This is a genomic window from Chryseobacterium sp. POL2 (assembly GCF_011058315.1).
Lineage (GTDB): Bacteria > Bacteroidota > Bacteroidia > Flavobacteriales > Weeksellaceae > Soonwooa.
The window spans coordinates 2,150,243-2,174,230 of record NZ_CP049298.1; the positions used below are offsets into that span (position 1 = coordinate 2,150,243).

Consider the following 23,988-nt stretch of genomic DNA (forward strand, 5'->3'; position numbering starts at 1 on the left):
TTCACCAATTATTTCTGTAAAGTCAGATATATTTTTTGATTTTTTCCAATCGTAGCTCCTGCAGAAGGAAATTGCTCCATGATTTTCCCAACCCCTTTGAAGTCCACGCGATAACCTAAATTCTCTAACTGCGGAATAGTGCTTTTACCAATCATCCCAACAACATTTGGCATCACGCGATTTTCAACTTTTAATTTTCGATTGGGTTCAATCATTTTATCCAATTTTACTGGATGTTCTACTAGCATTTCCTTTTCAATGTTCAAAGGTGTTTTAAGGAAAGTTTTTCCAGCAATCTCTTTAAACACTGGCGCCGAAACCGATCCACCATAAAATCCTTTTGAAGTATCTGGCTGATTAATCATTACGATACAAGTATATTTCGGATTATCTGAAGGATAAAATCCAGCAAATGACGCTTGGTATTTTCTTGGACCAGGTTTCCAATATTCGAATCTGGCCGTTCCTGTTTTGCCAGCAATTTTAAGATTCGGTGTATAAATACTTTTCGCGGTACCTTTTTCTACGGCTTTTGTCAAAGCATCTGTCATCATTTTGATAGCTTTGTCCGATGCCATTTTATTCACCAACACTTCTGGTTTTGCATTGTATAAGACCTTTCCATCTTTCATGACTTTATCAATAAAAAGTGGTTTTACCATTTTCCCATGATTAGCAACGCCATTGTAAAAAGTCGTCAATTGTAACAAACTAAAACTAGAAGAATAGCCATAGGCTAAAGAAGCCAAAGTCGCTTTGTTCCAGCGTTTACTTTTTGGTGTTTGGATAGAAGGTTTGGCAATACCCGGCAACTCAATGTCCATTTTATCAAACATTTTCCAACGTCTCCAGTGGTCTAGGAAAACCTCGGGTTTGTCTGCATAATGTTGTGTAATAATCTTAGCAGCACCCACATTGCTCGATTTCGCCAAAACATCACTCACGTCGTAAGTGCCGCCGCCATGACCATCTGTAATTAATTGTCCTGCATAATTCCAGTTGCCATTTCCGATATTAACTTTCGTATTTTCATCTACAAAACCATCGTCCATTGCCGCCAAAATTGACATTGTTTTGATAATAGATCCTGGCTCTTGCGCATCTTTAACAGCAAAATTGTAAGCATCAACATAAATACCTGGGTCGGTTCTTCGGAGGTTAACCATCGCGCGAACCTTTCCGGTTTGTGTTTCCATAACGACGACACAACCATGATCCGCATCAAAATTAATCAACTGATTTTCTAAAGCTGTGTGTGCAATATCTTGAATTCTTAAATCTAAAGTCGTGTATACGTCTTCGCCATCAACAGGCTCCTGAACTTTCCAATAATCAATTGGCTTCCACTGAGATGAGTTAATTTTTTGTTCAAGACGCTTCCCATCTGTCCCTGTCAAATATTTGCTAAAAGCGCCTTCTAATCCTGATTTTCCGTTTTCGTTATCTGCTCCGATGGTCCCTGCTCCAATTTGGGTCGTTGCGAGTTCTCTTTTATAATTTCTATCAACAATAAAACCACCTCTGTTTTTTCCTCTATTAAAAATTGGAAATTTTCGGATTCTATCATATTCATCAAAATCAAGGCCTTTTACTAATGCATAATATTGATTTTTCTTTTTCTTTTGTTCATCAAATTTTGCGCGAAAATAGCTTCTCGGCTTGTCAAACATTAAACTTAAAGAATCGGTTAAATCGCTGATATTATTTTGATAAATCGTATCGCGCATCGTTTTGAAATCCAAATAAATATCATAACGCATCACCGTAGTTGCCAAAATAGAACCATCCGAAGCATAAAGATTTCCGCGCGCTGCTTTCAGGGTTGCCTCGCGGTAATTTTTGTTGATGTAATTGTTCTGAAATTCCTCAACATTGGTATTTTGCAAAATCAAAATCCTTCCCAAAAATATCGTAAAGAGACCAAAAGCTACCAATGTAAAAAGGTAGCCCCATCTCAATGCTTTGGAACGCTCTTTTTCGAAATCAGTGCTTTGTTTTGACATCCGTACTATCTAGTTTTATAAGGAGTTTCATAGGGTGACTTTCCAAAGTCATCAGCGAGTCGCCAAGCATCTCTTTCCCCAACTCCGATTCTAATTTTATCTTTATCAATCGACTTTGCGCGTAGGCATTTCTCGATTTGTATTCTTCGGTTTCTTCTTTTAATTCGTTAACGCGTTCGATTTTTTTACCTACCAAGTGGTTGCTGTATATCATCACCATTAATAATCCGAACACCATCAAAAAATATCTGTAATGTACCTTAACTTCGTCGCGATTAAGAAAATTCCCCTTGATAATATCTATCAGAGTTAGTTTTTTCTTAGGTCGATTAAGGATTTTTTTTGCCAATTTGTGTTTTTATTTATTCGATTATATTTTGCTTCCTATTCTCATTTTTGCGCTTCTAGCACGAGAGTTTTCTTCAATCTCAGCATCATCTGGAACAATAGCTTTTGTCTTTACGAGCTCAAAAGATTTTTTGTAATTACCGTAGATGTCGCGCTCTGGTTCTCCTTCGAACATTCCGTTTTTCAAAAAGCGTTTTACCAAACGATCTTCTAAAGAATGGTAAGAAATCACCACCAATCGTCCTCCAGGTTTTAGAATTCGATAAGATTGCACCAACATTTCTTTTAATACGTCTAGCTCTTGATTAACCTCAATTCTTACCGCTTGGAATAACTGCGCAAAAAACTTGTTGCTCTTATGTGGCGGCATATAACTAAAGACATCTTTAAGATCTTGCGTTGTTTCAATAACTTTATTTTTACGTTTATGAACAATTTCGCGCGCCAATTTTCGAGCTTCGCGCAATTCTCCGTAGTAATAAAAAATATCTGCTAAAGCTTCTTCTTCATAATCATTAATAACTCTTTTTGCATCCAAGCCTTGCATAACATTCATCCGCATATCCAAGGGCGCATTACTTCTGATGGAAAAACCTCTTTCGGCCTCATCAAACTGATGCGATGAAACACCCAAATCTGCCAAAATACCATCAACTTGAGAAATACCATATATTAATAAGGAATTCTCTAAGAATCTGAAATTTTGATTAATCAAAGTGAATCGAGGATCATCAATCGCATTTTTTAAGGCATCCGTATCTTGGTCGAAAGAAAACAAACGACCTTCTGGCGACAATCTTGACAAAATCTCACGCGAATGCCCGCCACCACCAAATGTGCAATCCACATAGATCCCCTCTGGATTTGTGACCAATGCGTCAACACTATCTTTTAATAATACAGGATTATGATACATCTTCGTTATTAATATTTCCCATTACTTCTTCTGCTAAACTTGCAAAATCAAGCGTTGCCGCATTAATAATTGCCTCGTAATCGATTTTATCCCAAATCTCAAACATTTCACCTGCGCTTGTTATCACAATATCTTTTTTAAGATTTGCGAACACTACCAGATCTTTCGAAATTTGCAATCGCGAATTCGAATCCAGTTCCACAGCCTTAACACCGGCGGTGAAAACCCTTATGAACTCGACATTCTTTTTCACAAAACGATTCAATGAATTGATTTTTGTCATCACCTTATCCCAAGACTTTTTAGGATAAACCTCAAGACAATTATTAAACACCGAACGTTTAACAACAAGCGTCTGGTCATCAAAGACTTCCATCTGCTTTGCTAGAGAAGATGGTAATTTGATGCGACCTTTGTCGTCAATTTTACATTCGTATGTGCCTATGAAATCATTCATTTGGGACAAATTTATATAATTTTTTTCCACTTTTTACCACTTTCTACCACAATTTTACTTAATGTTCATAACTTTTGATGCTTAAAAACCAATATTTAAAAGTTTGATTTTAAACACTTTATCAAAATCACATTCATAAACCATGATAAATCCAAGCATTTTCATAAATCCAATGAAAAATCGACAACAAAACGATATGAAACAAAATTTTAGTTAAACTTTTTTAATATTTTTGAAATAAGACACGATAAAAAGGAAATTTTATCTTTTATTTGTATTTTTGCAAGGCTTATTTGCGAAGCACCTCTATGATATTCAAAAAGAAAAATAAAAAATTCAATTACATCGAAGCTGGTAGCGGTCATCCAATGATTCTTTTACACGGATTAATGGGTGGTCTTAGCAATTTTGAAGACACGGTAAACTTTTTCGCAGAAAGAGATTATCAAGTTTTTGTACCTGAATTACCGATATACGATTTGCCGATTCTTAATACGAATCTTACAACAATCGCAAAATACGTCATCAAATTTATTGAAGACCAAAAAATAACAACACCTGTCACTATTGTTGGGAATTCTATGGGTGGTCATGTTGGTCTTATCCTAACTTTGGCACGTCCAGATTTGGTTAAAAACCTAGTTCTTACAGGAAGTTCGGGTCTTTACGAAAGAACTTTTGGAGATAGTTTTCCAAGAAAAAGCGATAAAGATTATATTAGAAAAAAAACCGAAGAGGTTTTCTACAATCCAAAGATTGCAACAGAAGAATTGGTAGATGAAGTTTTTGACGTGGTTAACGACCGCATGAAAGGCATAAAAACGGTTATGCTAGCCAGAAGCGCCATCAAACATAATATGTTAAACGATCTTCCAAAAATCACATGTCCCACTTGTCTTATTTGGGGAAAACAAGACAATGTAACGCCTCCCGATGTAGCTGAGGACATGCACAAATTCATCCCAAATTCAGAGTTATTTTGGATTGATGAATGTGGACACGCCGCGATGATGGAAAAACCTAAAGACTTCAATGAAATATTGTATTCTTGGTTACAAAAAGTAATGTAAATAAAAAATAACAAACCATTAAGAACTCAAAAATCTTAATGGTTTTTAATTAATACCATCATGCTCATAAAAACAGCTGAATTCGTAAAAAGTAGTGGCAAATGGCAGGAATGTCCAGAGCCTACATTAGCAGAATATGCTTTCATTGGCCGATCGAATGTTGGAAAATCTTCGTTGATCAACGCCATGATGAATCATAAAGACCTTGCCAAAACCTCACAAACGCCTGGAAAAACACAACTCATCAATCACTTTTTGGTGAATGAAGAATGGTTCTTAACCGACCTTCCAGGTTATGGTTATGCGCGTGTTTCCAAATCTACTCGTAAAGATTTTGAAAAATTAATCACCAACTATATTCTTAACAGAAAAAATCTTGTCAACCTCTTCGTTTTAGTGGATGTACGTCACACACCTCAAAAAATTGACATCGAATTTATGCAATGGTGTGGTGAAAGCGGCATACCATTCTCTATTGTATTTACAAAAGCTGACAAGATGAAACCTGGTGGTGCACAAAGAAATATCGAAGCCTACGAGCAAGAGCTTTTTAAATCTTGGGAAGAACTTCCGCAGATGTTTTTGACGTCTGCAGAAAAAAAACAAGGCGGTGACCAAATATTAGATTACATCGAACAAACCAACCTATATTTAATTAAAAATAAAATTAAGTTTTAGAAAATGATTCTTTGGAAAATTAAAGCATTTGAGGATATTACAAGAGATGAGCTTTATGCAATCCTAAAAGTTAGACAAGAGGTTTTCATTGTGGAACAAGAAACCTATTATCTTGACACCGATGATACCGACCAAAAAGCCTTGCACGTTTGGGCAGAGCTGGACAACAAGGTAGTTGCCTATTGTCGCGTTTTCAACAAAGCTATTAAATACGATGAAACAAGCATTGGCCGTGTCTTGACACATCCTGACTATCGTGGGCTAAAACTTGGACGAACTTTGATAACCTACGCAATACAATGTATAGAAACCCGTTTCAAAACCTCAAGTGTAAGAATCTCTGCACAAGATTATCTACTTAAATTTTATGGTGATTTTGGTTTTATAGCAACAGACAAAAAATATCTCGAAGACAATCTTCCACATACTGAAATGTACAGAAAATAAAAAGAGGCCTTATTCTACTGAACAAAACCTCTCGCAAAAAATGTAAAGTGTGTGTGTATTTTAAATGTGTTTTTGGCTAGAAAAAGATATTCATCATTTCCTTATCGCAAAACTACATTGCTTTTAATTATAAAAAATACGGTAAACCGTAAAATACTAATTTATTTTTTAAATTATTCCTAAATCTTTACAAAAAGCAACCAATTGTGCATTATTAGGAAGATCCAAGGAATCTTTAAGAAGACTAATCCTTTTTTCGACACTGCTAAGTCCAAAAGGTTTTATCTTTTTTTCTTCGAGAAAAGCTGGAATCTCTTTTACCTTCACGCCTTTTGCCAATAAGTCAATCAGATAAATATCATAAGTGCTAAACTCAAAAGTATTGAGCTTTCTCACCGAATGCCTTACATTTTCCGAGAAGAATTTTTCATTCTTCTGAATCGCTTGCAAAGCATGTTTCAGATTTTTAAAATCCGATCTGGCTTTTCTTACAAAAGCATCAATATCATATTGTTTAACAAGTCGATCAACAACACCCGATTTATCATTTGCAGAAAACACCAAAACTTTAAGATTTTCTTGCAGTTTTTTGGAAGCATCAATCAAAGCTTCACCATCTTTCAGTGTTTGGATATAATGATCTTCTTCAAAATTAAGGTCGGTGACAAGAAGTTCATACGCCGCATTATCATCAATAGCCTTTCGAATTTTTGAATAGGCATCGTCACAATAGTACACAAAATCAACATGTTGCACACCAAATTCTTCCAATATTTTTTGTAAAGAAAAATTAGTCGATTCAAAATCTTCAGCGATTAAAACACGATTTAACATGAACAATATTTATGATTGATGAGGGATTTCCAAATTAACTTTAAGACCTTCATTTTTTGAACTTTCAAAATTAATTTTTCCGTGCATTACCGCAATACGGTTTACCGTATTTTTGAGACCATTTTTGGGTTGGTTGTCTTGCAAACCGACGCCATTGTCTTTATACCGAATATTGACATACTTGGTTTCATTATCAAATTTTAAAACCACGCGACTCGCATTACTGTGTTTTCGCATATTGACCAAAAGCTCCTGTATTACCATGAAAATATGAGTTTGTGCTTCTTTTGAAAAACACTCCCAAAGCTCCTCCGAATTTCCAACAATAAAAATCTGAATATTTTCATTATCAAAAGAACTTATCATTTCTGATAATTTGTCATGAAAACTTTTGTCCTCAAGGATTTTTTCATCATACGAGATATTTCGTGATTTTTCGTACATTTCTTCCAACTTGTAAAGAATGCTGTTTTTGTCGAGATCTTCCTTATTTTCGATCTCCTTCATCACACGATAAAGCCCGTTGGCTACAACATCATGGACTTTTTTGTAGGTTGTTAATTTATTGGTTTTGATGAGATTCTCCGCTTCTAATTTTAGTTTTAAGCGTTTTCTTTTTAATCTAAAATACGTAATTCCTAATATTGAAATACTGATAAATATAAATCCTCCCGTCAAATATTGCTGTTTGCGAATTCGGTATTCTTTTTTAATATTTTCTAGCTTAAGTTGTTCGTTTTCGAGTTTGCTTTTCTCACTTTCATAGCGGATTAGCGCAAATTGATTTTTAGAAAGCGTCGTTGCTAAGTGCAAGCTATCATCAATTCTATGAAATTCTTCAAAGTAAGCTTGTGCTGTTGATGGACTTCCTACTTTTATCATTTTTTGCAAAGCCTCCATCCGGTCTTGTGGCGCATCCAGAATTTTCGACTTTTTATGCATTAATTGTGCAAAATAATAAGCAGAGTCTTTATTTTTGTACAAATAATAATCGGACAAATAGGAATATCCAGCGTCCAAAGCCCAATCGTTATTAGTACTTTCTGATATTTTTAGTGCCTTATCAAAAAGTCCTCGAGGGTTAAAACGGGCGTCTAAATAGGATTGGGTTCTCGCAAAATTCATTAAAATCCGGGCATAGATATCATCATCTTTGGGCACTTCTTTAAGTAGATTACTGTAAATATCGAGTGCTTCCTGATATTTTTTTTGATTAAAATAAGTGTTCGCCAAGTTGCTTTCTAGCATAAGTTTTTCGTCCTCATCATCCGAAAACAACAAGGCTTTATTATAGAATTTTATGGCGTTGTTATAATCTTTTAAACTGTTGGACACGACTCCAAGATTGTTGTAATTGCTCGCCAGAAAACGGTGTTGCGCGGTGTCCGATTCTTTAAAATAAGGAAGCGCCGACAAGCTCGTTTCCAAACTTCCGTAATTATCACTTTCTTCTTCTTGGATGATTGCCATGTTAACAAGGCTTTTCACAACACCGACACTGTCATTTTCTCTCATGGCTAAATCTTTCGCTTCGTTGAGATAGTAGTATGTGCTATCTTTTTTTCCTTGATCCAGAACTTCCCAAGCTTTTATATAAAAATGGTTATCTTCCCTACGGCTTATCGTTTCTGGACTAGATTTTTCACAAGAATTAATGATTAAAAGAACAAGTGTAAAAAAAATAAATTTGGATTTCAATAGGTTATTAGTTTTAATAAATAAAATTACAAATTCTTTTTAGGATAATTCTTTATTTTTGTAATGATAAATGTCTGCCGTTTTTATGTCCATTGAAACATTAAAATCTTACTTGCCAGAAAACAGCTTAGCTTTTTTAAAGTCTTGGTTTTCGGACTATTATATCCATATCAAAATAACCCGTAACCGCAACTCGAAGCTTGGCGATTATCGCAAAATGCCCGATAATTCGCATACGATAAGTATTAATTCTACTTTAGAACCTTATTTATTTTTCTTTGTATTAACACACGAGTTGGCACATCTTATCGCCTTCGAAACCTACGGAAGACGAATTTCCGCCCACGGCACAGAATGGAAAACCACATTTTCTAGAATGCTAATTGAAAGTTTGGCCATTTATCCTGAAGATTTACAATTAATCTTAAAAAAGTTTTCTAAAAGTCCAAAAGCCAATTTTATGTCAAGCTCGGATCTGGTTAGATATTTTAACGTTGACAACCTCGAAGAAAATGAGTTTTTTGTAGAATCATTGGATATTGGTGATAAGTTTCATTACCGCGATGAGGCCTATAAAATCGAAGAGAAAAGAAAAAAACTATATCTTTGCGTTAATTACAAAAATGGTAAAAAATATTTGTTCAAACCATTAGCAAAAGTTCAAAAATTCTAAATCATGAACAATCATTATTGTGTCATTATGGCTGGCGGCATCGGAAGTCGATTTTGGCCGATGAGCACTCAAAAATTTCCGAAACAATTTCAAGATATCCTTGGTACAGGCAGAACGATGGTACAACAAACATACGATCGTATCAGCCAAATTATTCCAAACGAAAACATATTTGTCATTACCAATGCGGAATATACAGATCTTGTTTTTCAGCAGCTTCCCGAAATCCCTAAAGAGAATATTGTAGGAGAACCCGTTATGAAAAATACTGCGGCCTGCAATATTTATATGGCAAAAAAAATCGAGGCGGTTAATCCAAAAGCCAAAATGGTCGTTCTCCCAGCCGATCATCTTATCTTGAACGAAACGACTTTTTTAAAGAAGTTAGAATATGCTTTTAGTGTTATTGAAGATAAAGATTATCTTGTAACATTAGGCATCACCCCAACCAGACCCGATACAGGCTATGGTTATATTCAATTTATTAAAAAGGATAAAGAAGAAATTGCCAAAGTTAAAACTTTCACAGAAAAACCAGATTTAGAAATTGCAAAAACATTTTTAGAATCGGGAGATTTTCTTTGGAATGCGGGAATTTTCATATGGAGTACCAAAAGCATTATTTCATCTTTTGAAAAATACCTGCCAGAAATGACTCATCTTTTTGATAGTTGCGATTATAACGCTACTAACGAACAAGATTGTATCGCGCTTATCTATCCAAAAATCAACAAAATATCGATAGACAACGGCATATTAGAAAAAGCGGACAACGTCTATGTTATCCCATCCAATCTTGGTTGGAGCGACCTTGGTACTTGGACATCGGTCTATGCCAATGCACAAAAAAATGATGAAAACAATGCCATTAATTCCAAAAATGTCTTAACCTATAACACAAAAGGAAATGTGATTCGTGTTAAAAATCAAAACAAAGCCGTGGTGATTGATGGTCTCAAAAATTACATTGTTGTTGACACCGATAAAGCCCTATTAATTTGTCCTAGAGACCACGATCAATTAATTAAAGATTATGTCCTTGACCTAAAAAATTTAAAGAAAGGCGAACGCTTCATGTAAAAATACAACGAAACAAATAATCAAATGCTTTAGAAATTCTAAAGCATTTTTTTATGAATTTAAGTTTGAATTAAATAAATTATTAACTTTAATAAAAACAAATGCACATGTTGACTAAAATTTATGGAAGTACCATTCATGGCGTTTCTGCAATTACAATTACTATAGAAGTTAATGTTGATCAAGGTGTCGGCTATCACCTTGTAGGACTTCCCGATAATGCGATTAAAGAAAGTAGTTATCGGATTTCTGCAGCACTCAAAAATATTGGCTACAAACTTCCCGGAAAAAAAATCACCATCAACATGGCGCCCGCCGACCTCCGCAAAGAAGGTTCTGCCTATGATCTCAGCATTGCAATTGGTATTTTAGCAGCTTCCGGAATGATAAATTCGGAGAATGTCAGCAGGTACATCATTATGGGTGAGCTCTCACTGGATGGAGGATTACAACCGCTGCGTGGCGTTTTGCCCATTGCCATCAAAGCTCGGGAAGAAGGCTTCAAAGGAATTATTCTTCCAAAGCAAAATACGATGGAAGCTGCAATTGTTGACAACCTAGAGGTTTTGGGTGTCGAAAATATAAAAGACGTCATCGACTTTTTTAATAATGAAAAAAACATCGAACCTACAATTGTCGATACCCGTCAAAAATTTTTTGATAAAATAATAGATTTTCCTTTTGATTTTTCTGAAGTTAAAGGTCAAGAAATGGCAAAGCGGGCGATGGAAGTTTCTGCTGCGGGCGGCCATAACATCATCCTAATTGGGCCACCAGGAAGCGGAAAAACCATGTTAGCCAAACGCGTTCCGAGTATCCTTCCGCCTTTGACTTTACGAGAAGCCTTAGAAACGACCAAAATTCATTCTGTTGCAGGAAAAATGGGCGCTGAAACGTCATTAATGACCATTCGCCCTTTTCGCTCGCCCCACCATACGATTTCGGATGTTGCTTTGGTCGGCGGCGGAACAAATCCACAACCTGGCGAAATCTCTTTAGCACATAATGGTGTTTTGTTTTTGGACGAAATGCCAGAGTTTAAACGTAGTGTTTTGGAAGTCATGCGCCAACCTTTGGAAGATCGTGAAGTCACCATTTCCAGAGCACGTTTTACTGTAAACTATCCTGCAAGCTTTATGTTGGTTGCAAGCATGAATCCTAGCCCATCTGGCTATTTTCCCGACGACCCGAACAACACCTCATCTGTTGCCGAAATGCAACGTTATATGAACAAACTCTCGGGACCTTTGCTGGATAGAATTGACATCCATGTAGAAATACCGAAAGTGGAATTTGAGCAATTGACAGACAAACGAAAAGGTGAAACAAGTTCCGAAATAAGAACACGGGTTATCAAAGCACGAGAAAGACAGGCTTTAAGATTTGAAAACGAAAACATCAACTACAATGCGCAAATGTCTCCAAAACTGATTGAAAAACATTGTCAGCTGGATGATATGTCCCAGACTCTCATCAAACTTGCAATGGCAAAACTGAATCTTTCTGCACGAGCATATGACAGAATTTTAAAAGTTTCCAGAACAATTGCTGATCTTGACGCTTCAAAAGATATCCAAAGTCAGCATATTTCTGAAGCGATACAATACCGAAGTCTCGATCGCGAATTTTGGAATGTTTAATCTTTCAAAATCTTCTTCAATACAGAAATTCTATTGATAATTGGCAAAGCAAAAATTCCACTTTTATGGAGATATCGTTCATAAAAATATTTCGTCTTCTCAGCAAAGTCCAATTGTTTTGTTTGATTAAATTTAAACTGAAAAACATTACCCAACATTTCGTAATAATCGACATGATCTTTACTTTCTCCATCTTCCACCAAAGCGTCAATCTCCGAAATTGATTTTGATGATAATTCTTTAAAATCAAATTTAAAAATATCTTTCATCAAAAAATCCAAATCCAAATCTTTTTGCATCAAACTTTCTTCGGGTTTTCCTAACAAAATTTTCTCTAAAGCTTGTGTCAACTGACGAATTAATCTTAGTGTAAAATCTTTATCCTGAATCATATTTAACCAAAAAATAAATAAGCTAAAGTAACCGCAGTAATTATCCCAACCAAATCTGCCAATAACATGGCGCCAACTGTATAACGCGTGTTTTTCACCGCTACAGAACCAAAATAAACGGCTATCACGTAAAATGTTGTGTCGGAGCTGCCTTGTAAAATCGCTGACAATCGGCCCGCAAAACTGTCTGGTCCAAAGGTCGCCATCGTATCAACCATCATACCGCGGGCTCCAGAACCTGACAATGGTTTTATCAAAGCTGTTGGCAAACCATCGACAAATCTTGTGTCCATATGTGCTGATTGTGCAAGCCATTTCATCCCATCAATAATCACTTCAAAAACACCGCTAGTTCTTAATAACGAAATCGCTATGAGCATTCCCACCAAATATGGAATAATCTTAACGCAGGTTGTAAAACCTTCTTTGGCACCGTCGATAAAGGCATCGAAAATATTAATCTTTTTATAAATGGCTCCTAAAACTATCCCAAAAAAAATCAATAAAATAAGTCCGTTGCTTAGAACTTTAGAGAAAACATCCAATTCGTCTTTACTTAGTTTTACCAAATAAATCACCAACAAAGCAACCAAAGCAGAAATTCCGCCAACATAAGCCAATACGATTGGTTGGAAAAGATTAATTTTTTGTTTAATGGAAACAATAATCATCGCAGCCATCGTCGCGACAAATGTCGCTATCATACACGGTAGGAAAATATCTGTTGGCGTTTCTGAACCCATCGACGACCGAATCGCAATTATGGAAACAGGAATCAAAGTCAAACCACTTGCGTGCAAACACAAAAACATAATCTGTGCATTGCTTGCGCGGTCTTTATCAGGATTCAAAGTCTGTAAGCTTTCCATGGCTTTTAGTCCGAATGGTGTTGCGGCATTATCCAAACCGAGAAGATTCGCACTAAAGTTAAGCATCATGTGTCCAAAAGAAGGGTGGTTTTTAGGAATTTCTGGAAAGAGTTTTGAAAAGAAAGGCTGAATCAAACGACTCAAAAGACTAATGCCACCAGCTTTTTCAGCAATACTCATAAAGCCCATGAATAAAGCCATAATCCCAATAAGTTTTAAACAGATATTGACGGCCGTCTCGCTGGTTCCAATGACGCCATCTGTTGATTGTATGCGATAAACGCTAACATTATTAAGTGAATCTTTTTTGTATTGAATGTGAGATTCTTCAAAATTAGGCGATTTCTGAAGATTTGCCTGAATTTCTGGAGAAAAACTTGCCAAAGGTTGTTGATAGATTTTGATGGTGTCACCACCTTTTCCCACAACCATATCGTTGAAAATCTCTTTATAATTATCGGACGAAATGTATTTGATTCCTGCAACCACTATCGCAATAATGATAAAGGCAGACCAGATGCGGCTAAGTACCATGCATGTATAATTTTAGTAAAAATAAAAGTTTTAATTAAAAATCGAGATAGAAATTTAATATTTAAAATCATTCTTTTAAAAACACCAATCTATCGTCTAATTTTTGATCGAGGTTTTCTAGTACGATGGCTTCTTCGGTCTTCTTCTGTAATTCTTCAATAAAAAAGGATGTTTCAAAAAACTGGCGGTGCGTTCCCGGTAACAAACTCATAAAATACTGCATACCAACTTCATTATTATGTCTATCCATCATGGTTTCTAGCGCTTCGTTAGGGAAAAGATCTTCGTGCAGATTGGTTAATTTTTCACAGTATTTTTTTGATTTTTCTGGAGAAGAAACTTTGCAGAAATACATCATAATGATACATACCCAAAACGAATGTCTGAAAGCATTACCGCGACCATTGGATGAGCTCGTATTAGGATAAAGATTTTTTGCTATGCTAAAAGCCCGAAAACTCGCATAGAAATAAAGAATCGAAAAAATAGGATGTCCCATACCGATGCCCAAAACAACGCCGATCTTTTTAAAGGATAAAGACCTAAGCGCATTAAAAAAAATGACTATAAATTTCCTCATACAAAAAACTCCCACTTTAGTGAGAGTTAGTTTTTATCCGTGCATCAACAAGTTTATCGTTTTTGCGAGCACTTCTTTTACTTCTGTTCTTTTAACAATGAAATCTACAAAACCTTTCTCTTGAAGGAATTCTGCAGTTTGGAAACCTTCTGGCAAATCGCGGCCAATAGTTTCACGAATAACACGCGGCCCTGCAAAACCAATCAATGCGCCTGGCTCTGCAATGATGATATCTGCGGTCATCGCGAAAGACGCCGTTACACCCCCGAAAGTTGGATCCGTTAAATAAGCAATATAAGGTAAGCCAGCATCGGACAATTGTGCCAATTTAGCTTGTACTTTTGCCATCTGCATTAATGAGTAAGCTGCTTCTTGCATACGTGCACCACCCGATTGACAGATTATCATAAAAGGTAATTTGTGCTTCATCGCATAGTCGATACCTCTTCTGATTTTTTCGCCCATTACCGATCCCAGAGATCCACCAATAAAGGCAAAATCCATACAAGAAACAACCATCTCAACCCCATTAACTTTTCCTGTAGCATTACGCACAGAATCATTAAGTTTTGTTTTGGACTTAACTTCTTTCAGACGGTCTGTATAAGCTTTTGTATCTTTAAATTTCAGAATATCAATACTTTCTACATTGGCATCTAATTCTTCAAATTTTTGATCATCAAACAAAATCTCAAAATATTCTCTACTTCCGATTCTTACATGGAAACCATCTTCTGGCGAGACGTAGTTGTTTGCTCTCAGCTCTTCTGCTTCAATAATTTTCCCAGTTGGTGTCTTGTGCCAAAGTCCTTTTGGAAGGTCTTTTTTGTCCTCTGTAGAGGTTGTAATATTTTGCTTTTTTCGTTTAAACCAATCAAATGCCATAATCTATTATAAATATGATATAAAAGACAATTGATGAACGCGGCAACTTAAAAGAAGTCGTCATTCATCAATTATCATTTATGAATTATTAAAGTGTATTAACGTTGTTAAGATCTTCAAATGCTTGTACCAAACGTGTAGAGAATGTATCTTCACCTTTTCTTACCCAAACTCTTGGGTCATAGAATTTTTTGTTAGGAGCGTCTGCCCCGTCTGGATTACCAATTTGCGTTCTTAAATAATCAATTTTTCCTGTCATATAATCTCTCACACCTTCTGTATAGGCGAACTGAAGGTCTGTGTCGATATTCATTTTGATAACTCCGTAGCTGATAGCTTCTCTAATTTCTTCCAATGTTGAACCTGACCCACCATGGAATACGAAATTAATAGGCTTAGCTCCTGTACCAAATTTTTCTTGTACAAATTTCTGTGAGTTATCTAGAATTTTTGGTGTAAGAACCACATTTCCTGGTTTGTAAACACCATGTACATTACCAAATGCCGCAGCAATAGTAAAGTTGTCAGAAATTGCTTTTAGCTTTTCATAAGTCAAAGCAACATCTTCTGGTTGTGTATATAGTAAAGAGTTGTCAACGCTAGAATTGTCAACACCGTCTTCCTCACCTCCTGTTACACCAATCTCAACCTCAAGTGTCATGCCTATTTTTGCCATTCTTTCGAAATACTGAGCAGAAGTAGCTAGGTTTTCATCTAATGATTCTTCAGAAAGATCCAACATGTGAGAAGAATATAGAGACTTCCCTGTTTCTTTATAGAAAGCTTCGTTAGCATCCATCAACCCATCGATCCAAGGCAATAGTTTCTTTGCACAGTGGTCCGTATGCAAAATAACTGTTGCACCATAAGCTTCTGCCAATGTGTGGATGTGTTTTGCACCTGCGATAGCGCCTAAAATTGCCGATTTTTGACCATCGTTAGAAAGTCCTTTTCCTGCATTGAAAGCCGCCCCGCCATTAGAAAACTGAATGATAACTGGCGCATTTAGCTTCGCCGCAGTTTCCATCGTTGCATTTACGTTGCTTGAGCCAATAACATTAACTGCTGGCAATGCAAACTGATTCTCTTTTGCGTAATCAAAAATTTCTGTTACCAAAGACCCTGTGGCTACTCCAGCCGGAAACTTTCTACTCATAATTATGTTTTTATTAGATTTATATAATTGGCGATAAAGTTACAAAATATTCACAAATCTGAAACGATGATTTTTATGGGCAATCCGCTATCGTCGCCCTTGCAATTCCTTCGGCTACGACGCGTCGGGCTGTCCGCTGTATCTTTTTCTAATCGAGGCTTCCGCTCCGCTCAGCCATCTTCTAGAAAAAGGATGTCGCTTCCATCCCTATTGCGGAAGTCTAGTTTCTTTTATCAATTCCCCAAAGTAGCTTTTGACGGATCGTTTCGTAAAAGCTAAAATTATTCGGAATAATCAGATTAAGATAAAAATCGCCTTTTTCAAGATAGATTTCATTCCCAATATCCATATAATAAAGCCGAGAATCCAAAGACAGCGTAAACTGTGTTGATCTGCTTTCAACATTTAGCTTAATCTGTGCATCATCATTAACAATCAAGGGGCGAACGTTAAGATTATGTGGCGCAATTGGCGTGATAACAAAATTATCATTGGTTGGCGAAATAATCGGTCCGCCACAACTCAAAGAATAAGCTGTTGAGCCCGTTGGCGTGGATATAATCAAACCATCACCCCAAAAGACATTTAGAAAATCATCGTTGATATACGAATCTATCGTAATCATGGATGTTGTTTCTTGTCTTGATAAAGTGACATCATTCAAAGCGTACGGAAAATCAATCGAGTTTGGCTTCGTCGTGCTTACTTTTATGATACTTCTTTTGCTGACGGTGTATTCTCCATTGAGGATAGAATCTATTTCTTTAAAAATTTCATCTTTTTTAAAATTCGCCAAAAACCCCAAACGTCCCATATTGATGCCCACAATCGGAATTTCTAGCTCTTGGATAAAAGCCATCGCACTCAAAATTGTACCGTCCCCTCCAAAGCTAAAAAAGTAATCTACATTTTTGTTCTTGAGATCTGCTTTGTCTTTGAAAGTCTCATAGCTGCTAGAGAATTTCATGTTTTTAGCCATGGCTTCGTGCAGCACAAACGGAATTTTTCTCAGCTCTAATTCTGAAATAAATTTGTTGAGATACAAAAAACTGTCGAAGTCTTTTTTCTGAGAATATATTGCTGCAACCATAGATTAAAATTCCAAATATTTCTGGAAAAACCCAAACCGATCTTTCAGAAGTTCTTCTTTTTGATCGTTGTAAAATTTATTAATAACATGATAACCAAAACGCTCGAAAGTCTCATCAATAGAGCTCAGATTATTTTGGCTAATTTTTAAAGTCAGTTCGATGTGGTCTTCTTTAACAGCGGTGATGAAACAACCATAAAGTTTTGAATTGTTACTCTCAATAATCTTCGCAACTTCCACCATCGAGTAATGCAAACTGTTGGTCTGTACTGTTAATATCGCGCCATTTTCTGAGAAAATAGGATATTTTGAAAATTCGTTGAAAATATCATCACAAGAGATATATCCTAGAAATTTTTCATCGGTATTAATAACCGGAACAACATTCGAATTATAAGTATGAAACAATTTTATCGAATCCCAAATATTGCTGTCTTCCGAAATGGCAAACTTTTCAAAATGTATCGCTAGACTTCCCAATTGTCCTTCTGGACTGTCTTCCAAAAAAGATTGACTAAGTGCACCTAGATAAATACCTTTCTTTTTTATAAAAACATGAGAATATCCAAATTCTTTCGCAAGCCCACATGCTTCCTCAATAGAATCGGAAAGATGAAACGCTGGAAAATCTTTGGACAAATAGTCTTTTATATACATACTGCTAAGTTAAAAAAAGCGATTGAATTTGGATTTAATATTATAAAAATAATTTTTTTGATAAATTATTTGGTTATTTAAAAACAAAATGCTTATCTTTGTCGCCTTTCATTTTTACTTTTTATTAGATTTATTTCGAACTGCACTGGCAATTGCTAATGCAGTTTTTTTGTTTTTATAGACCTAGCGCCTTAGCAAACTCCCACATTACAATACCTCCACAAACGCTTACGTTAAGAGAATGCTTGGTCCCCAATTGTGGAATTTCTAGTAACACATCACAATCGGACACGATTTCATCGCTAATGCCATCGACTTCGTTACCCAATACCAAAGCATATTTTTTATCAGCATCGATGGTGAAATCGGTCAACAAAAGGCTATCTGTAGTTTGCTCTATCCCACAAACAATGTAATTATCTTGCTGAAGCTGTTTTACCACAGAACTCACTTCTTCAACATATTCCCAATCCACACTTTCTGTCGCACCCAAAGCCGCTTTGTGAATTTCGCGGTGTGGTGGCTGCGGTGTAATCCCACACAAAATAATTTTTTCTATCAAAAAAGCATCTGCTGTACGGAAAGCTGCTCCTACATTGTGCATACTTCTCACGTTGTCCAATACGACAACCAATGGTATTTTGGGAGTTTCTTTGAAGGTTCCCACATCAATTCTCCCTAACTCTTCAAGTTTTAATTTTCTCGTCATCTATTTTAATATTGAATCTTTATCGGAGTCATAAAACACGTCCTAATCGGATGTATCAAACTATTCGAAAAGATTAGATCTGCAAAGATAAAGATTCTATGATTTCCTTTTTTAAAAACAATTTTCGCATTAATCGGAACGAAATTTTAAAAGCCTATTCGAAATTTGTACTTTTGAAGTCCAAAATTCAGTTATGGCGAAGGCAAAGAAAGAAACTCCATTAATGGGACAATACAACTCGATAAAAGCTAAATATCCTGATGCTTTATTGCTGTTCCGCGTTGGCGATTTCTACGAAACCTTTGGACAAGATGCCATAAAAACTTCTCAGATTTTGGGTATTGTTTTAACCAAACGTGCCAATGGTGAGGGCCACATCGAGTTGGCTGGATTTCCGCACCATTCCATAGATTCTTATTTACCAAAACTCGTAAGAGCAGGCATGCGCGTTGCCATTTGTGATCAGCTAGAAGATCCCAAAACAGTAAAAGGCATTGTGAAACGTGGTGTTACCGAATTGGTTACGCCGGGTGTAACATTTAACGATCAGGTTTTAAACTCAAAAAGAAACAATTTTTTGATGTCGCTTCATCGTGAGAAAGAAAAATTCGGACTGGCATTAATTGACGTATCCACGGGCGAGTTATTGATAACCGAAGGACCTTTGGAAAAAATATTGCATATTGTCCACACCTTTGACCCCAGCGAAATTATCTATCAAAGAACAACAGAACTTCCTACTCAGCTTAAAAACAAAAATGCTTTTAAACTCGAAGATTGGGCCTATCAATACAATTACGCTTACGAAAAACTAACGACACATTTCAAAACCAAATCACTAAAAGGCTATGGAATAGAAGATCAAAAATTAGCAATAACTGCTGCAGGCGCTATTTTCGCTTATCTCGTGGAAGACACACACCATGCGCTGCTTCAGCATATTACTAAAATCCAAAATATCCCGCAAGACGATTATTTGATGATGGACAATTTCACACTCCGAAATTTAGAAATTCTTTTTTCGTCAAACCATCAAGGAAAATCGCTGTTAGACATTATTGATAAAACCGCCACGCCAATGGGTGGAAGACTGTTACGTCGCAGACTTATTTTGCCTTTAAAAAATATCGGCGATATCAACAGACGTCTTAGTCTTATTGAGTTTTTAAACAAAGAAGATCATTTAAAATTCAGTATTGAAGAACTCTTGAAAGGCATCTCAGACTTGGATAGATTGGTTGGTAAACTAGCTGCCGAAAAGATTTCACCGAAAGAATTAGGTCATCTAAGACAATCGATGATTAATATCCAGGAAATCAAATCGTTGCTACACAATTTCCCTGACGCATTGGCTTGGATTGATCCGTTCCATAATTTGGAAGACCTCATCAACCTGATGAAGTTAGAGCTTAACGACGAGCTTCCTGTCAACATCAACAAAGGGCATGTAATAAGAGAAAGCGTTTCGGAAGAACTGGATTATCTCCGTGGTTTACAAAGTAAAGGTCGCAGCTTCTTGGACGAGATGTGCGCTAGAGAAATAGAACGCACCGGAATTTCGAGTTTAAAAATTGATTTTAATAATGTCTTCGGTTATTATATCGAAGTGAGAAATACGCATAAAGACAAAGTTCCTGAAGATTGGATCAGAAAACAAACTTTAGTAAATGCCGAACGTTACATCACCGAAGAACTGAAAGAATATGAAAATCAAATTCTTGGCGCAGAAGAAAAAATATCGAGCCTGGAATACCAACTTTATAAAGCACTTTGCGAAAAAGTCTTAATCTATATCGACCAAATACAAGATAATTCTAAACTAATTGCCGAACTGGACTGTGGCGTAGGCTTGTCCAACCTAGCTATCGAGGACAATTATACAAAACCTGTTCTCAACGAAAGCTATTCTATCGACATCAAAGAAGGCCGCCATCCTATTATCGAAAAATCTTTAGCCTTGGGCGAAAAATACATCCCGAATGATATTTTTCTTGATAAAGACTCGCAACAAATTATCATGGTAACCGGTCCCAACATGGCTGGTAAATCAGCAATTCTTCGTCAAACAGCGATTATATCTTTGCTCGCACAAATCGGGAGTTTTGTTCCCGCAAAACATGCTGAAATAGGAACTTTGGACAAAATTTTTACGCGGGTTGGTGCAACGGATAATATTTCTGCCGGCGAATCCACTTTCATGGTAGAAATGAACGAAGCCGCCAATATCCTCAACAATATATCCGACAGAAGTCTTATCCTTTTGGATGAGATCGGTCGCGGAACGTCTACCTACGACGGCGTATCGATTGCTTGGGCAATTGCAGAATATCTGCACCAACACCCAACGCAAGCCAAGACGCTTTTTGCGACGCATTATCACGAACTAAATGAAATGACATTGAGTTTTGAGCGCATCAAAAACTTCCATGTTTCGATACAAGAAAATAAAGGAAACATTATCTTTCTAAGAAAACTTGTTCCTGGCGGAAGTGAGCACAGCTTTGGTATACATGTTGCGAAATTGGCGGGAATGCCTGCAAAAGTTGTGAATCGCGCTAATGATATTCTTAAAACCCTAGAAGCCAATCGCACCTCATCTGACAACTCAAGCGAAAAGATAAAGCGCGTTACCGAAGAAAATATGCAATTGTCTTTTTTTCAATTGGACGATCCTGTTTTGGAAAATATCCGCGAAGAACTTACGAAAATTGACATCAATACTTTAACGCCAATAGAAGCTTTGATGAAACTCAATTCAATTAAAAAAATGATTGGAGGCTAAGTTATAATCAAATTTTATATATTTGATTATGAAGTTTTTATTAGTCTTATTGTTAAGCTTTTCGAGTTTTCATTTATATTCTTCTCAAGTTCAGAAAGATGTTTCTTTGATTAACTATGAAGAACTCGAGAAACGTATTGAGCAAGAAAAAGACAAATTTTTGGTTCTTAATTTTTGGTCAACAACTTGTGGTCCTTGCGTTAAAGAACTGCCACATTTTGTAGCAATTAATAAAGAACTTAGAAAAAATTCTAATTTCAGAATGCTTCTCGTGAGTCTTGACAGAGCCGCTGACAAACAAAAAGTTATCAATTTTATCAAACAAAAAAACATCGAAGCCGACGTTGTTATTTTGGACGATATTAAAAGAATGAACACCTGGATTCCGAGATTTCAAGAGGATTGGGAAGGCGAAATTCCAGTCACTTTATTTTATGATAAAGGACAGAAAGTATATTTCCACAATGGCGATTTTACATTGGAACAGCTTAAAAATACACTACAACAATTCTATAAGCTTTAATTTATTGTTATGAAAAACTTATTATTTACCTTGTTATTAAGCTTTTGTTTTGGCTTAGTTTTAAATGCACAAAACAATAATTCGATTGCGAAAAAAGGCTATCAAGTTGGTGATGTCGCAACAGATTTTAGTCTTAAAAATATTGATGGAAAAATGATTTCGCTTAAAGATTTTCCAGATGCTAAAGGCTTTATCGTCATCTTCACTTGCAACCATTGTCCGTATGCAAAAAAATATGAAAATCGCATCAACGAACTGGATAAAATGTACAAAAGCAAAGGTTTTCCTGTGATCGCGATCAATCCGAATGATCCAGAAGTGCAACCAGAAGATAATTTTGACCAAATGAAAATTCGCGCCAAAGAAAAGAATTTTAGCTTTCCATATCTTCTTGATGAAGGACAAAAAATATATCCGCAATATGGTGCTACAAAAACGCCACACGTCTTTTTACTACAAAAAGAAAACGGGAAAAATATTGTAAAATATATCGGTGCTATCGATAACAACTACGAAAATCCAAAAGAAGTTAGCGCGTTTTATGTGCAAGATGCTGTTGATGCTTTACTAAAAAATGAACCTATTAAAACGACAAAAACCGTAGCTATCGGATGTAGTATTAAGGTGAAGAAATAAACATAAAAAAGGCTTGAAGGAAATATCTTCAAGCCTTTTTTAGTTTGCCCAATGATTTAGATCGGAATAAAAATAACCGCTGCTATTGCTGCAAGAGCAATAAGTATGGTTGAAAGATAATCTGTTTTCTTTATTTCGTAGATTTCATTTCTTTCTATTTCTTTTTGTTCGCCATTGTTAAGTTTTCCGTAGATCTTGTCAGCATCTACTTTCAAAATTTGCATCTTTAGAGTTTTGGCATCTTTAGTTTTGATCGAATAGTTTTTATAAAGCTCTAATGTATTGTCATGCAAAGGCTTGTGCCCATCAACAACTCTTGTTTGACAAGAAGTTACCAACAACAACGTCAAAATTCCGATAAAGCTAAAGTATTTAGAAAGTGATTTCATTTTAAAATTTTTTCAAAAATAATAAATTAGTCTTATTTAACGTCCAAAAGTATCATAATTATCTTCGGCATATTTGATAAAACGATTAAGAAGCGCCACATTTTCTTTTTCTAAGGGCGACAAATCATTATCTACATTATTAGAAACAGGGACATACCAATCTTGATAATTGAAAAACTGACGGTAGGTTTCTTTCTTAAATGAATAACCATGTCGTGCAAATACAGCGTTTTTAATGATTTCCATGTCGAGTTTCTTCAAATTTTTCAAATCTTTTTCGGTAAGTTTTTCCTTGGACGCATTAACGGTGAAAATCGCATCGGACGCATAACGTTGCTTTTCCACATCATAAGTTATTTTTTTACCATTTTCGTCCTCGTAACTTCCTTTTCCCATTTTGGTTGTTGTCCAGTCAACAATATCCGAATTGTCTTTATCTAGCATAAAATTCGCGTTATAGACAAAGTCTTTTTTCAGAAGTCTCACCATTTTCTGAGGTGATTTTACCGCTTGCGTGTTGAAGGCTTTCCAATTACCAACCAAGCTATCTTTTCTCAATGTTACCTGAAAACGTCCGTCGGTCTTGTCATCTCCAGGTTCGTCTAGGACAAATGTGTTGGCGTTTTCATTATAAACCCCACGAAAAGGGCGTTGATTGCCATTAACAACACTATAACCGTAGACACTGTCTTTAGTAATTTTGTTGAGTTTTATGGAGAGCTTCTTTATCATATAATTATCCTTTACATGGTCTGCATTCGGATTATATTCTGTTTCAAAATCACCCGAGTAGATGCCATACAATTCTTTATGAATCTCTGGAAGGGCAACCACAACAACTGAGTCTGTCTTTTTATCGTTTTCTTTAAGTTCATTATCTTTTTTGCACGATCCTAAAGCAAGCACTAACACAGACATGCCAAGAATAAAATTAGTTTTCAT

25 protein-coding genes are annotated in these 23,988 nt (G+C 35.9%); 9 read left to right on the plus strand and 16 right to left on the minus strand.

Features of this window, described 5'->3' with window-relative positions; all coding sequences use genetic code 11:
• Positions 1-8: 8 nt before the first annotated feature.
• Genes G6R40_RS10030 through G6R40_RS10045 form a run of 4 tightly spaced genes read right to left on the minus strand, consistent with a single transcriptional unit; the run spans position 9 to position 3,724 of the window.
• Positions 9-2,003, minus strand: a complete 1,995-nt coding sequence (locus G6R40_RS10030; protein ID WP_165134801.1) for a penicillin-binding transpeptidase domain-containing protein — start codon at positions 2,001-2,003, stop codon at positions 9-11.
• Positions 1,984-2,352 carry an FtsL-like putative cell division protein gene (locus G6R40_RS10035; RefSeq protein WP_165134804.1) on the minus strand — a complete coding sequence of 123 codons (369 nt, stop codon included), beginning with the start codon at positions 2,350-2,352 and terminating at the stop codon, positions 1,984-1,986. The genes G6R40_RS10030 and G6R40_RS10035 overlap by 20 nt, the downstream gene beginning before the upstream one ends.
• Positions 2,353-2,373: 21 nt before the next feature.
• Positions 2,374-3,267: a 16S rRNA (cytosine(1402)-N(4))-methyltransferase RsmH gene (gene rsmH / locus G6R40_RS10040; RefSeq protein WP_165134807.1), complete on the minus strand. Its 894-nt coding sequence runs from the start codon at positions 3,265-3,267 to the stop codon at positions 2,374-2,376.
• Positions 3,257-3,724, minus strand: a complete 468-nt coding sequence (locus G6R40_RS10045; protein ID WP_165134810.1) for a division/cell wall cluster transcriptional repressor MraZ — start codon at positions 3,722-3,724, stop codon at positions 3,257-3,259. The genes rsmH and G6R40_RS10045 overlap by 11 nt, the downstream gene beginning before the upstream one ends.
• Before the next feature lie 308 nt (positions 3,725-4,032).
• On the opposite strand from G6R40_RS10045, the gene G6R40_RS10050 reads away from it, so the two are divergent.
• Genes G6R40_RS10050 through G6R40_RS10060 form a run of 3 tightly spaced genes read left to right on the plus strand, consistent with a single transcriptional unit; the run spans position 4,033 to position 5,919 of the window.
• Positions 4,033-4,794, plus strand: a complete 762-nt coding sequence (locus tag G6R40_RS10050; protein ID WP_165134813.1) for an alpha/beta fold hydrolase — start codon at positions 4,033-4,035, stop codon at positions 4,792-4,794.
• A gap of 60 nt (positions 4,795-4,854) precedes the next feature.
• On the plus strand, positions 4,855-5,472 hold the full coding sequence (gene yihA, locus G6R40_RS10055; protein WP_165134816.1) for a ribosome biogenesis GTP-binding protein YihA/YsxC: 618 nt from the start codon (positions 4,855-4,857) through the stop codon (positions 5,470-5,472).
• 3 nt (positions 5,473-5,475) lie between these two features.
• Entirely contained in the window at positions 5,476-5,919 is a 444-nt protein-coding gene (locus G6R40_RS10060; RefSeq protein WP_165134819.1) for a GNAT family N-acetyltransferase, read from the plus strand.
• A 168-nt stretch (positions 5,920-6,087) separates the two neighbouring features.
• Here G6R40_RS10060 and G6R40_RS10065 read toward each other — a convergent pair whose 3' ends face one another.
• A complete protein-coding gene (locus G6R40_RS10065; RefSeq protein WP_165134822.1) occupies positions 6,088-6,753 on the minus strand; it encodes a response regulator transcription factor in 666 nt (221 codons plus the stop codon).
• A gap of 9 nt (positions 6,754-6,762) precedes the next feature.
• On the minus strand, positions 6,763-8,451 hold the full coding sequence (locus G6R40_RS10070) for a tetratricopeptide repeat-containing sensor histidine kinase (protein ID WP_165134825.1): 1,689 nt from the start codon (positions 8,449-8,451) through the stop codon (positions 6,763-6,765).
• Positions 8,452-8,536: 85 nt separating this feature from the next.
• Here G6R40_RS10070 and G6R40_RS10075 point away from each other — a divergent pair, with 85 nt between their 5' ends.
• From G6R40_RS10075 to G6R40_RS10085, 3 genes are all read left to right on the plus strand, one after another.
• Positions 8,537-9,124 (plus strand): SprT-like domain-containing protein, encoded by a 588-nt coding sequence (locus G6R40_RS10075; RefSeq protein ID WP_165134828.1) that lies wholly within the window; start codon positions 8,537-8,539, stop codon positions 9,122-9,124.
• Between the two features lie 3 nt (positions 9,125-9,127).
• Entirely contained in the window at positions 9,128-10,204 is a 1,077-nt protein-coding gene (locus tag G6R40_RS10080; protein ID WP_228455839.1) for a mannose-1-phosphate guanylyltransferase, read from the plus strand.
• A gap of 107 nt (positions 10,205-10,311) precedes the next feature.
• The gene (locus tag G6R40_RS10085) at positions 10,312-11,844 is read left to right on the plus strand and encodes a YifB family Mg chelatase-like AAA ATPase (RefSeq protein WP_165134831.1); all 1,533 of its coding nucleotides are present in this window, start codon (positions 10,312-10,314) and stop codon (positions 11,842-11,844) included.
• Here the strand turns inward: G6R40_RS10085 and G6R40_RS10090 are convergent.
• The 8 genes from G6R40_RS10090 to G6R40_RS10120 form a co-directional block, all read right to left on the minus strand.
• Entirely contained in the window at positions 11,841-12,236 is a 396-nt protein-coding gene (locus G6R40_RS10090) for a hypothetical protein (RefSeq protein ID WP_165134833.1), read from the minus strand. The two genes, G6R40_RS10085 and G6R40_RS10090, sit on opposite strands and share 4 nt — an antisense overlap.
• Before the next feature lie 2 nt (positions 12,237-12,238).
• Positions 12,239-13,639, minus strand: a complete 1,401-nt coding sequence (locus G6R40_RS10095; RefSeq protein WP_165134835.1) for a nucleoside recognition domain-containing protein — start codon at positions 13,637-13,639, stop codon at positions 12,239-12,241.
• A gap of 67 nt (positions 13,640-13,706) precedes the next feature.
• Entirely contained in the window at positions 13,707-14,219 is a 513-nt protein-coding gene (locus G6R40_RS10100; protein WP_165134837.1) for a DUF6973 domain-containing protein, read from the minus strand.
• A gap of 33 nt (positions 14,220-14,252) precedes the next feature.
• Entirely contained in the window at positions 14,253-15,104 is an 852-nt protein-coding gene (accD, locus tag G6R40_RS10105; RefSeq protein WP_165134839.1) for an acetyl-CoA carboxylase, carboxyltransferase subunit beta, read from the minus strand.
• Between the two features lie 88 nt (positions 15,105-15,192).
• A complete protein-coding gene (fbaA, locus tag G6R40_RS10110) occupies positions 15,193-16,260 on the minus strand; it encodes a class II fructose-bisphosphate aldolase (RefSeq protein ID WP_165134841.1) in 1,068 nt (355 codons plus the stop codon).
• A 220-nt stretch (positions 16,261-16,480) separates the two neighbouring features.
• Positions 16,481-17,350: an NAD kinase gene (locus tag G6R40_RS15055; RefSeq protein ID WP_185670481.1), complete on the minus strand. Its 870-nt coding sequence runs from the start codon at positions 17,348-17,350 to the stop codon at positions 16,481-16,483.
• A 3-nt stretch (positions 17,351-17,353) separates the two neighbouring features.
• A complete protein-coding gene (locus G6R40_RS15060) occupies positions 17,354-18,007 on the minus strand; it encodes a CBS domain-containing protein (protein ID WP_185670482.1) in 654 nt (217 codons plus the stop codon).
• A 175-nt stretch (positions 18,008-18,182) separates the two neighbouring features.
• Positions 18,183-18,716, minus strand: a complete 534-nt coding sequence (locus G6R40_RS10120) for an RNA methyltransferase (RefSeq protein WP_165134843.1) — start codon at positions 18,714-18,716, stop codon at positions 18,183-18,185.
• Between the two features lie 193 nt (positions 18,717-18,909).
• Here G6R40_RS10120 and mutS point away from each other — a divergent pair, with 193 nt between their 5' ends.
• From mutS to G6R40_RS10135, 3 genes are read left to right on the plus strand one after another with little or no spacing between them, the layout of a single operon-like run.
• Positions 18,910-21,498: a DNA mismatch repair protein MutS gene (gene mutS, locus G6R40_RS10125; protein WP_165134845.1), complete on the plus strand. Its 2,589-nt coding sequence runs from the start codon at positions 18,910-18,912 to the stop codon at positions 21,496-21,498.
• A 28-nt stretch (positions 21,499-21,526) separates the two neighbouring features.
• Positions 21,527-22,021: a TlpA disulfide reductase family protein gene (locus tag G6R40_RS10130; RefSeq protein WP_165134847.1), complete on the plus strand. Its 495-nt coding sequence runs from the start codon at positions 21,527-21,529 to the stop codon at positions 22,019-22,021.
• Between the two features lie 9 nt (positions 22,022-22,030).
• Positions 22,031-22,657, plus strand: a complete 627-nt coding sequence (locus G6R40_RS10135; RefSeq protein ID WP_165134850.1) for a thioredoxin family protein — start codon at positions 22,031-22,033, stop codon at positions 22,655-22,657.
• 56 nt (positions 22,658-22,713) lie between these two features.
• On the opposite strand, the gene G6R40_RS10140 is transcribed toward G6R40_RS10135, so the two are convergent.
• Positions 22,714-23,046: a bacteriophage spanin2 family protein gene (locus G6R40_RS10140; RefSeq protein WP_165134853.1), complete on the minus strand. Its 333-nt coding sequence runs from the start codon at positions 23,044-23,046 to the stop codon at positions 22,714-22,716.
• A gap of 36 nt (positions 23,047-23,082) precedes the next feature.
• Positions 23,083-23,988, minus strand: a complete 906-nt coding sequence (locus G6R40_RS10145; RefSeq protein ID WP_165134856.1) for a YARHG domain-containing protein — start codon at positions 23,986-23,988, stop codon at positions 23,083-23,085.

Bases quoted from the DNA above. Each gene is read 5' to 3' on its own strand.
- G6R40_RS15055 (WP_185670481.1), bottom strand. From the start codon at position 17,350: ATGGTTGCAGCAATATATTCTCAGAAAAAAGACTTCGACAGTTTTTTG.
- G6R40_RS10085 (WP_165134831.1), top strand. From the start codon at position 10,312: ATGTTGACTAAAATTTATGGAAGTACCATTCATGGCGTTTCTGCAATT.
- G6R40_RS10090 (WP_165134833.1), bottom strand. From the start codon at position 12,236: ATGATTCAGGATAAAGATTTTACACTAAGATTAATTCGTCAGTTGACA.
- G6R40_RS10130 (WP_165134847.1), top strand. From the start codon at position 21,527: ATGAAGTTTTTATTAGTCTTATTGTTAAGCTTTTCGAGTTTTCATTTA.
- G6R40_RS10075 (WP_165134828.1), top strand. From the start codon at position 8,537: ATGTCCATTGAAACATTAAAATCTTACTTGCCAGAAAACAGCTTAGCT.
- G6R40_RS10060 (WP_165134819.1), top strand. From the start codon at position 5,476: ATGATTCTTTGGAAAATTAAAGCATTTGAGGATATTACAAGAGATGAG.
- fbaA (WP_165134841.1), bottom strand. From the start codon at position 16,260: ATGAGTAGAAAGTTTCCGGCTGGAGTAGCCACAGGGTCTTTGGTAACA.
- G6R40_RS15060 (WP_185670482.1), bottom strand. From the start codon at position 18,007: ATGTATATAAAAGACTATTTGTCCAAAGATTTTCCAGCGTTTCATCTT.
- G6R40_RS10050 (WP_165134813.1), top strand. From the start codon at position 4,033: ATGATATTCAAAAAGAAAAATAAAAAATTCAATTACATCGAAGCTGGT.
- G6R40_RS10095 (WP_165134835.1), bottom strand. From the start codon at position 13,639: ATGGTACTTAGCCGCATCTGGTCTGCCTTTATCATTATTGCGATAGTG.
- G6R40_RS10080 (WP_228455839.1), top strand. From the start codon at position 9,128: ATGAACAATCATTATTGTGTCATTATGGCTGGCGGCATCGGAAGTCGA.
- G6R40_RS10030 (WP_165134801.1), bottom strand. From the start codon at position 2,003: ATGTCAAAACAAAGCACTGATTTCGAAAAAGAGCGTTCCAAAGCATTG.
- yihA (WP_165134816.1), top strand. From the start codon at position 4,855: ATGCTCATAAAAACAGCTGAATTCGTAAAAAGTAGTGGCAAATGGCAG.
- mutS (WP_165134845.1), top strand. From the start codon at position 18,910: ATGGCGAAGGCAAAGAAAGAAACTCCATTAATGGGACAATACAACTCG.
- G6R40_RS10145 (WP_165134856.1), bottom strand. From the start codon at position 23,988: ATGAAAACTAATTTTATTCTTGGCATGTCTGTGTTAGTGCTTGCTTTA.
- accD (WP_165134839.1), bottom strand. From the start codon at position 15,104: ATGGCATTTGATTGGTTTAAACGAAAAAAGCAAAATATTACAACCTCT.
- G6R40_RS10045 (WP_165134810.1), bottom strand. From the start codon at position 3,724: ATGAATGATTTCATAGGCACATACGAATGTAAAATTGACGACAAAGGT.
- G6R40_RS10140 (WP_165134853.1), bottom strand. From the start codon at position 23,046: ATGAAATCACTTTCTAAATACTTTAGCTTTATCGGAATTTTGACGTTG.
- G6R40_RS10100 (WP_165134837.1), bottom strand. From the start codon at position 14,219: ATGAGGAAATTTATAGTCATTTTTTTTAATGCGCTTAGGTCTTTATCC.
- rsmH (WP_165134807.1), bottom strand. From the start codon at position 3,267: ATGTATCATAATCCTGTATTATTAAAAGATAGTGTTGACGCATTGGTC.
- G6R40_RS10120 (WP_165134843.1), bottom strand. From the start codon at position 18,716: ATGACGAGAAAATTAAAACTTGAAGAGTTAGGGAGAATTGATGTGGGA.
- G6R40_RS10135 (WP_165134850.1), top strand. From the start codon at position 22,031: ATGAAAAACTTATTATTTACCTTGTTATTAAGCTTTTGTTTTGGCTTA.
- G6R40_RS10065 (WP_165134822.1), bottom strand. From the start codon at position 6,753: ATGTTAAATCGTGTTTTAATCGCTGAAGATTTTGAATCGACTAATTTT.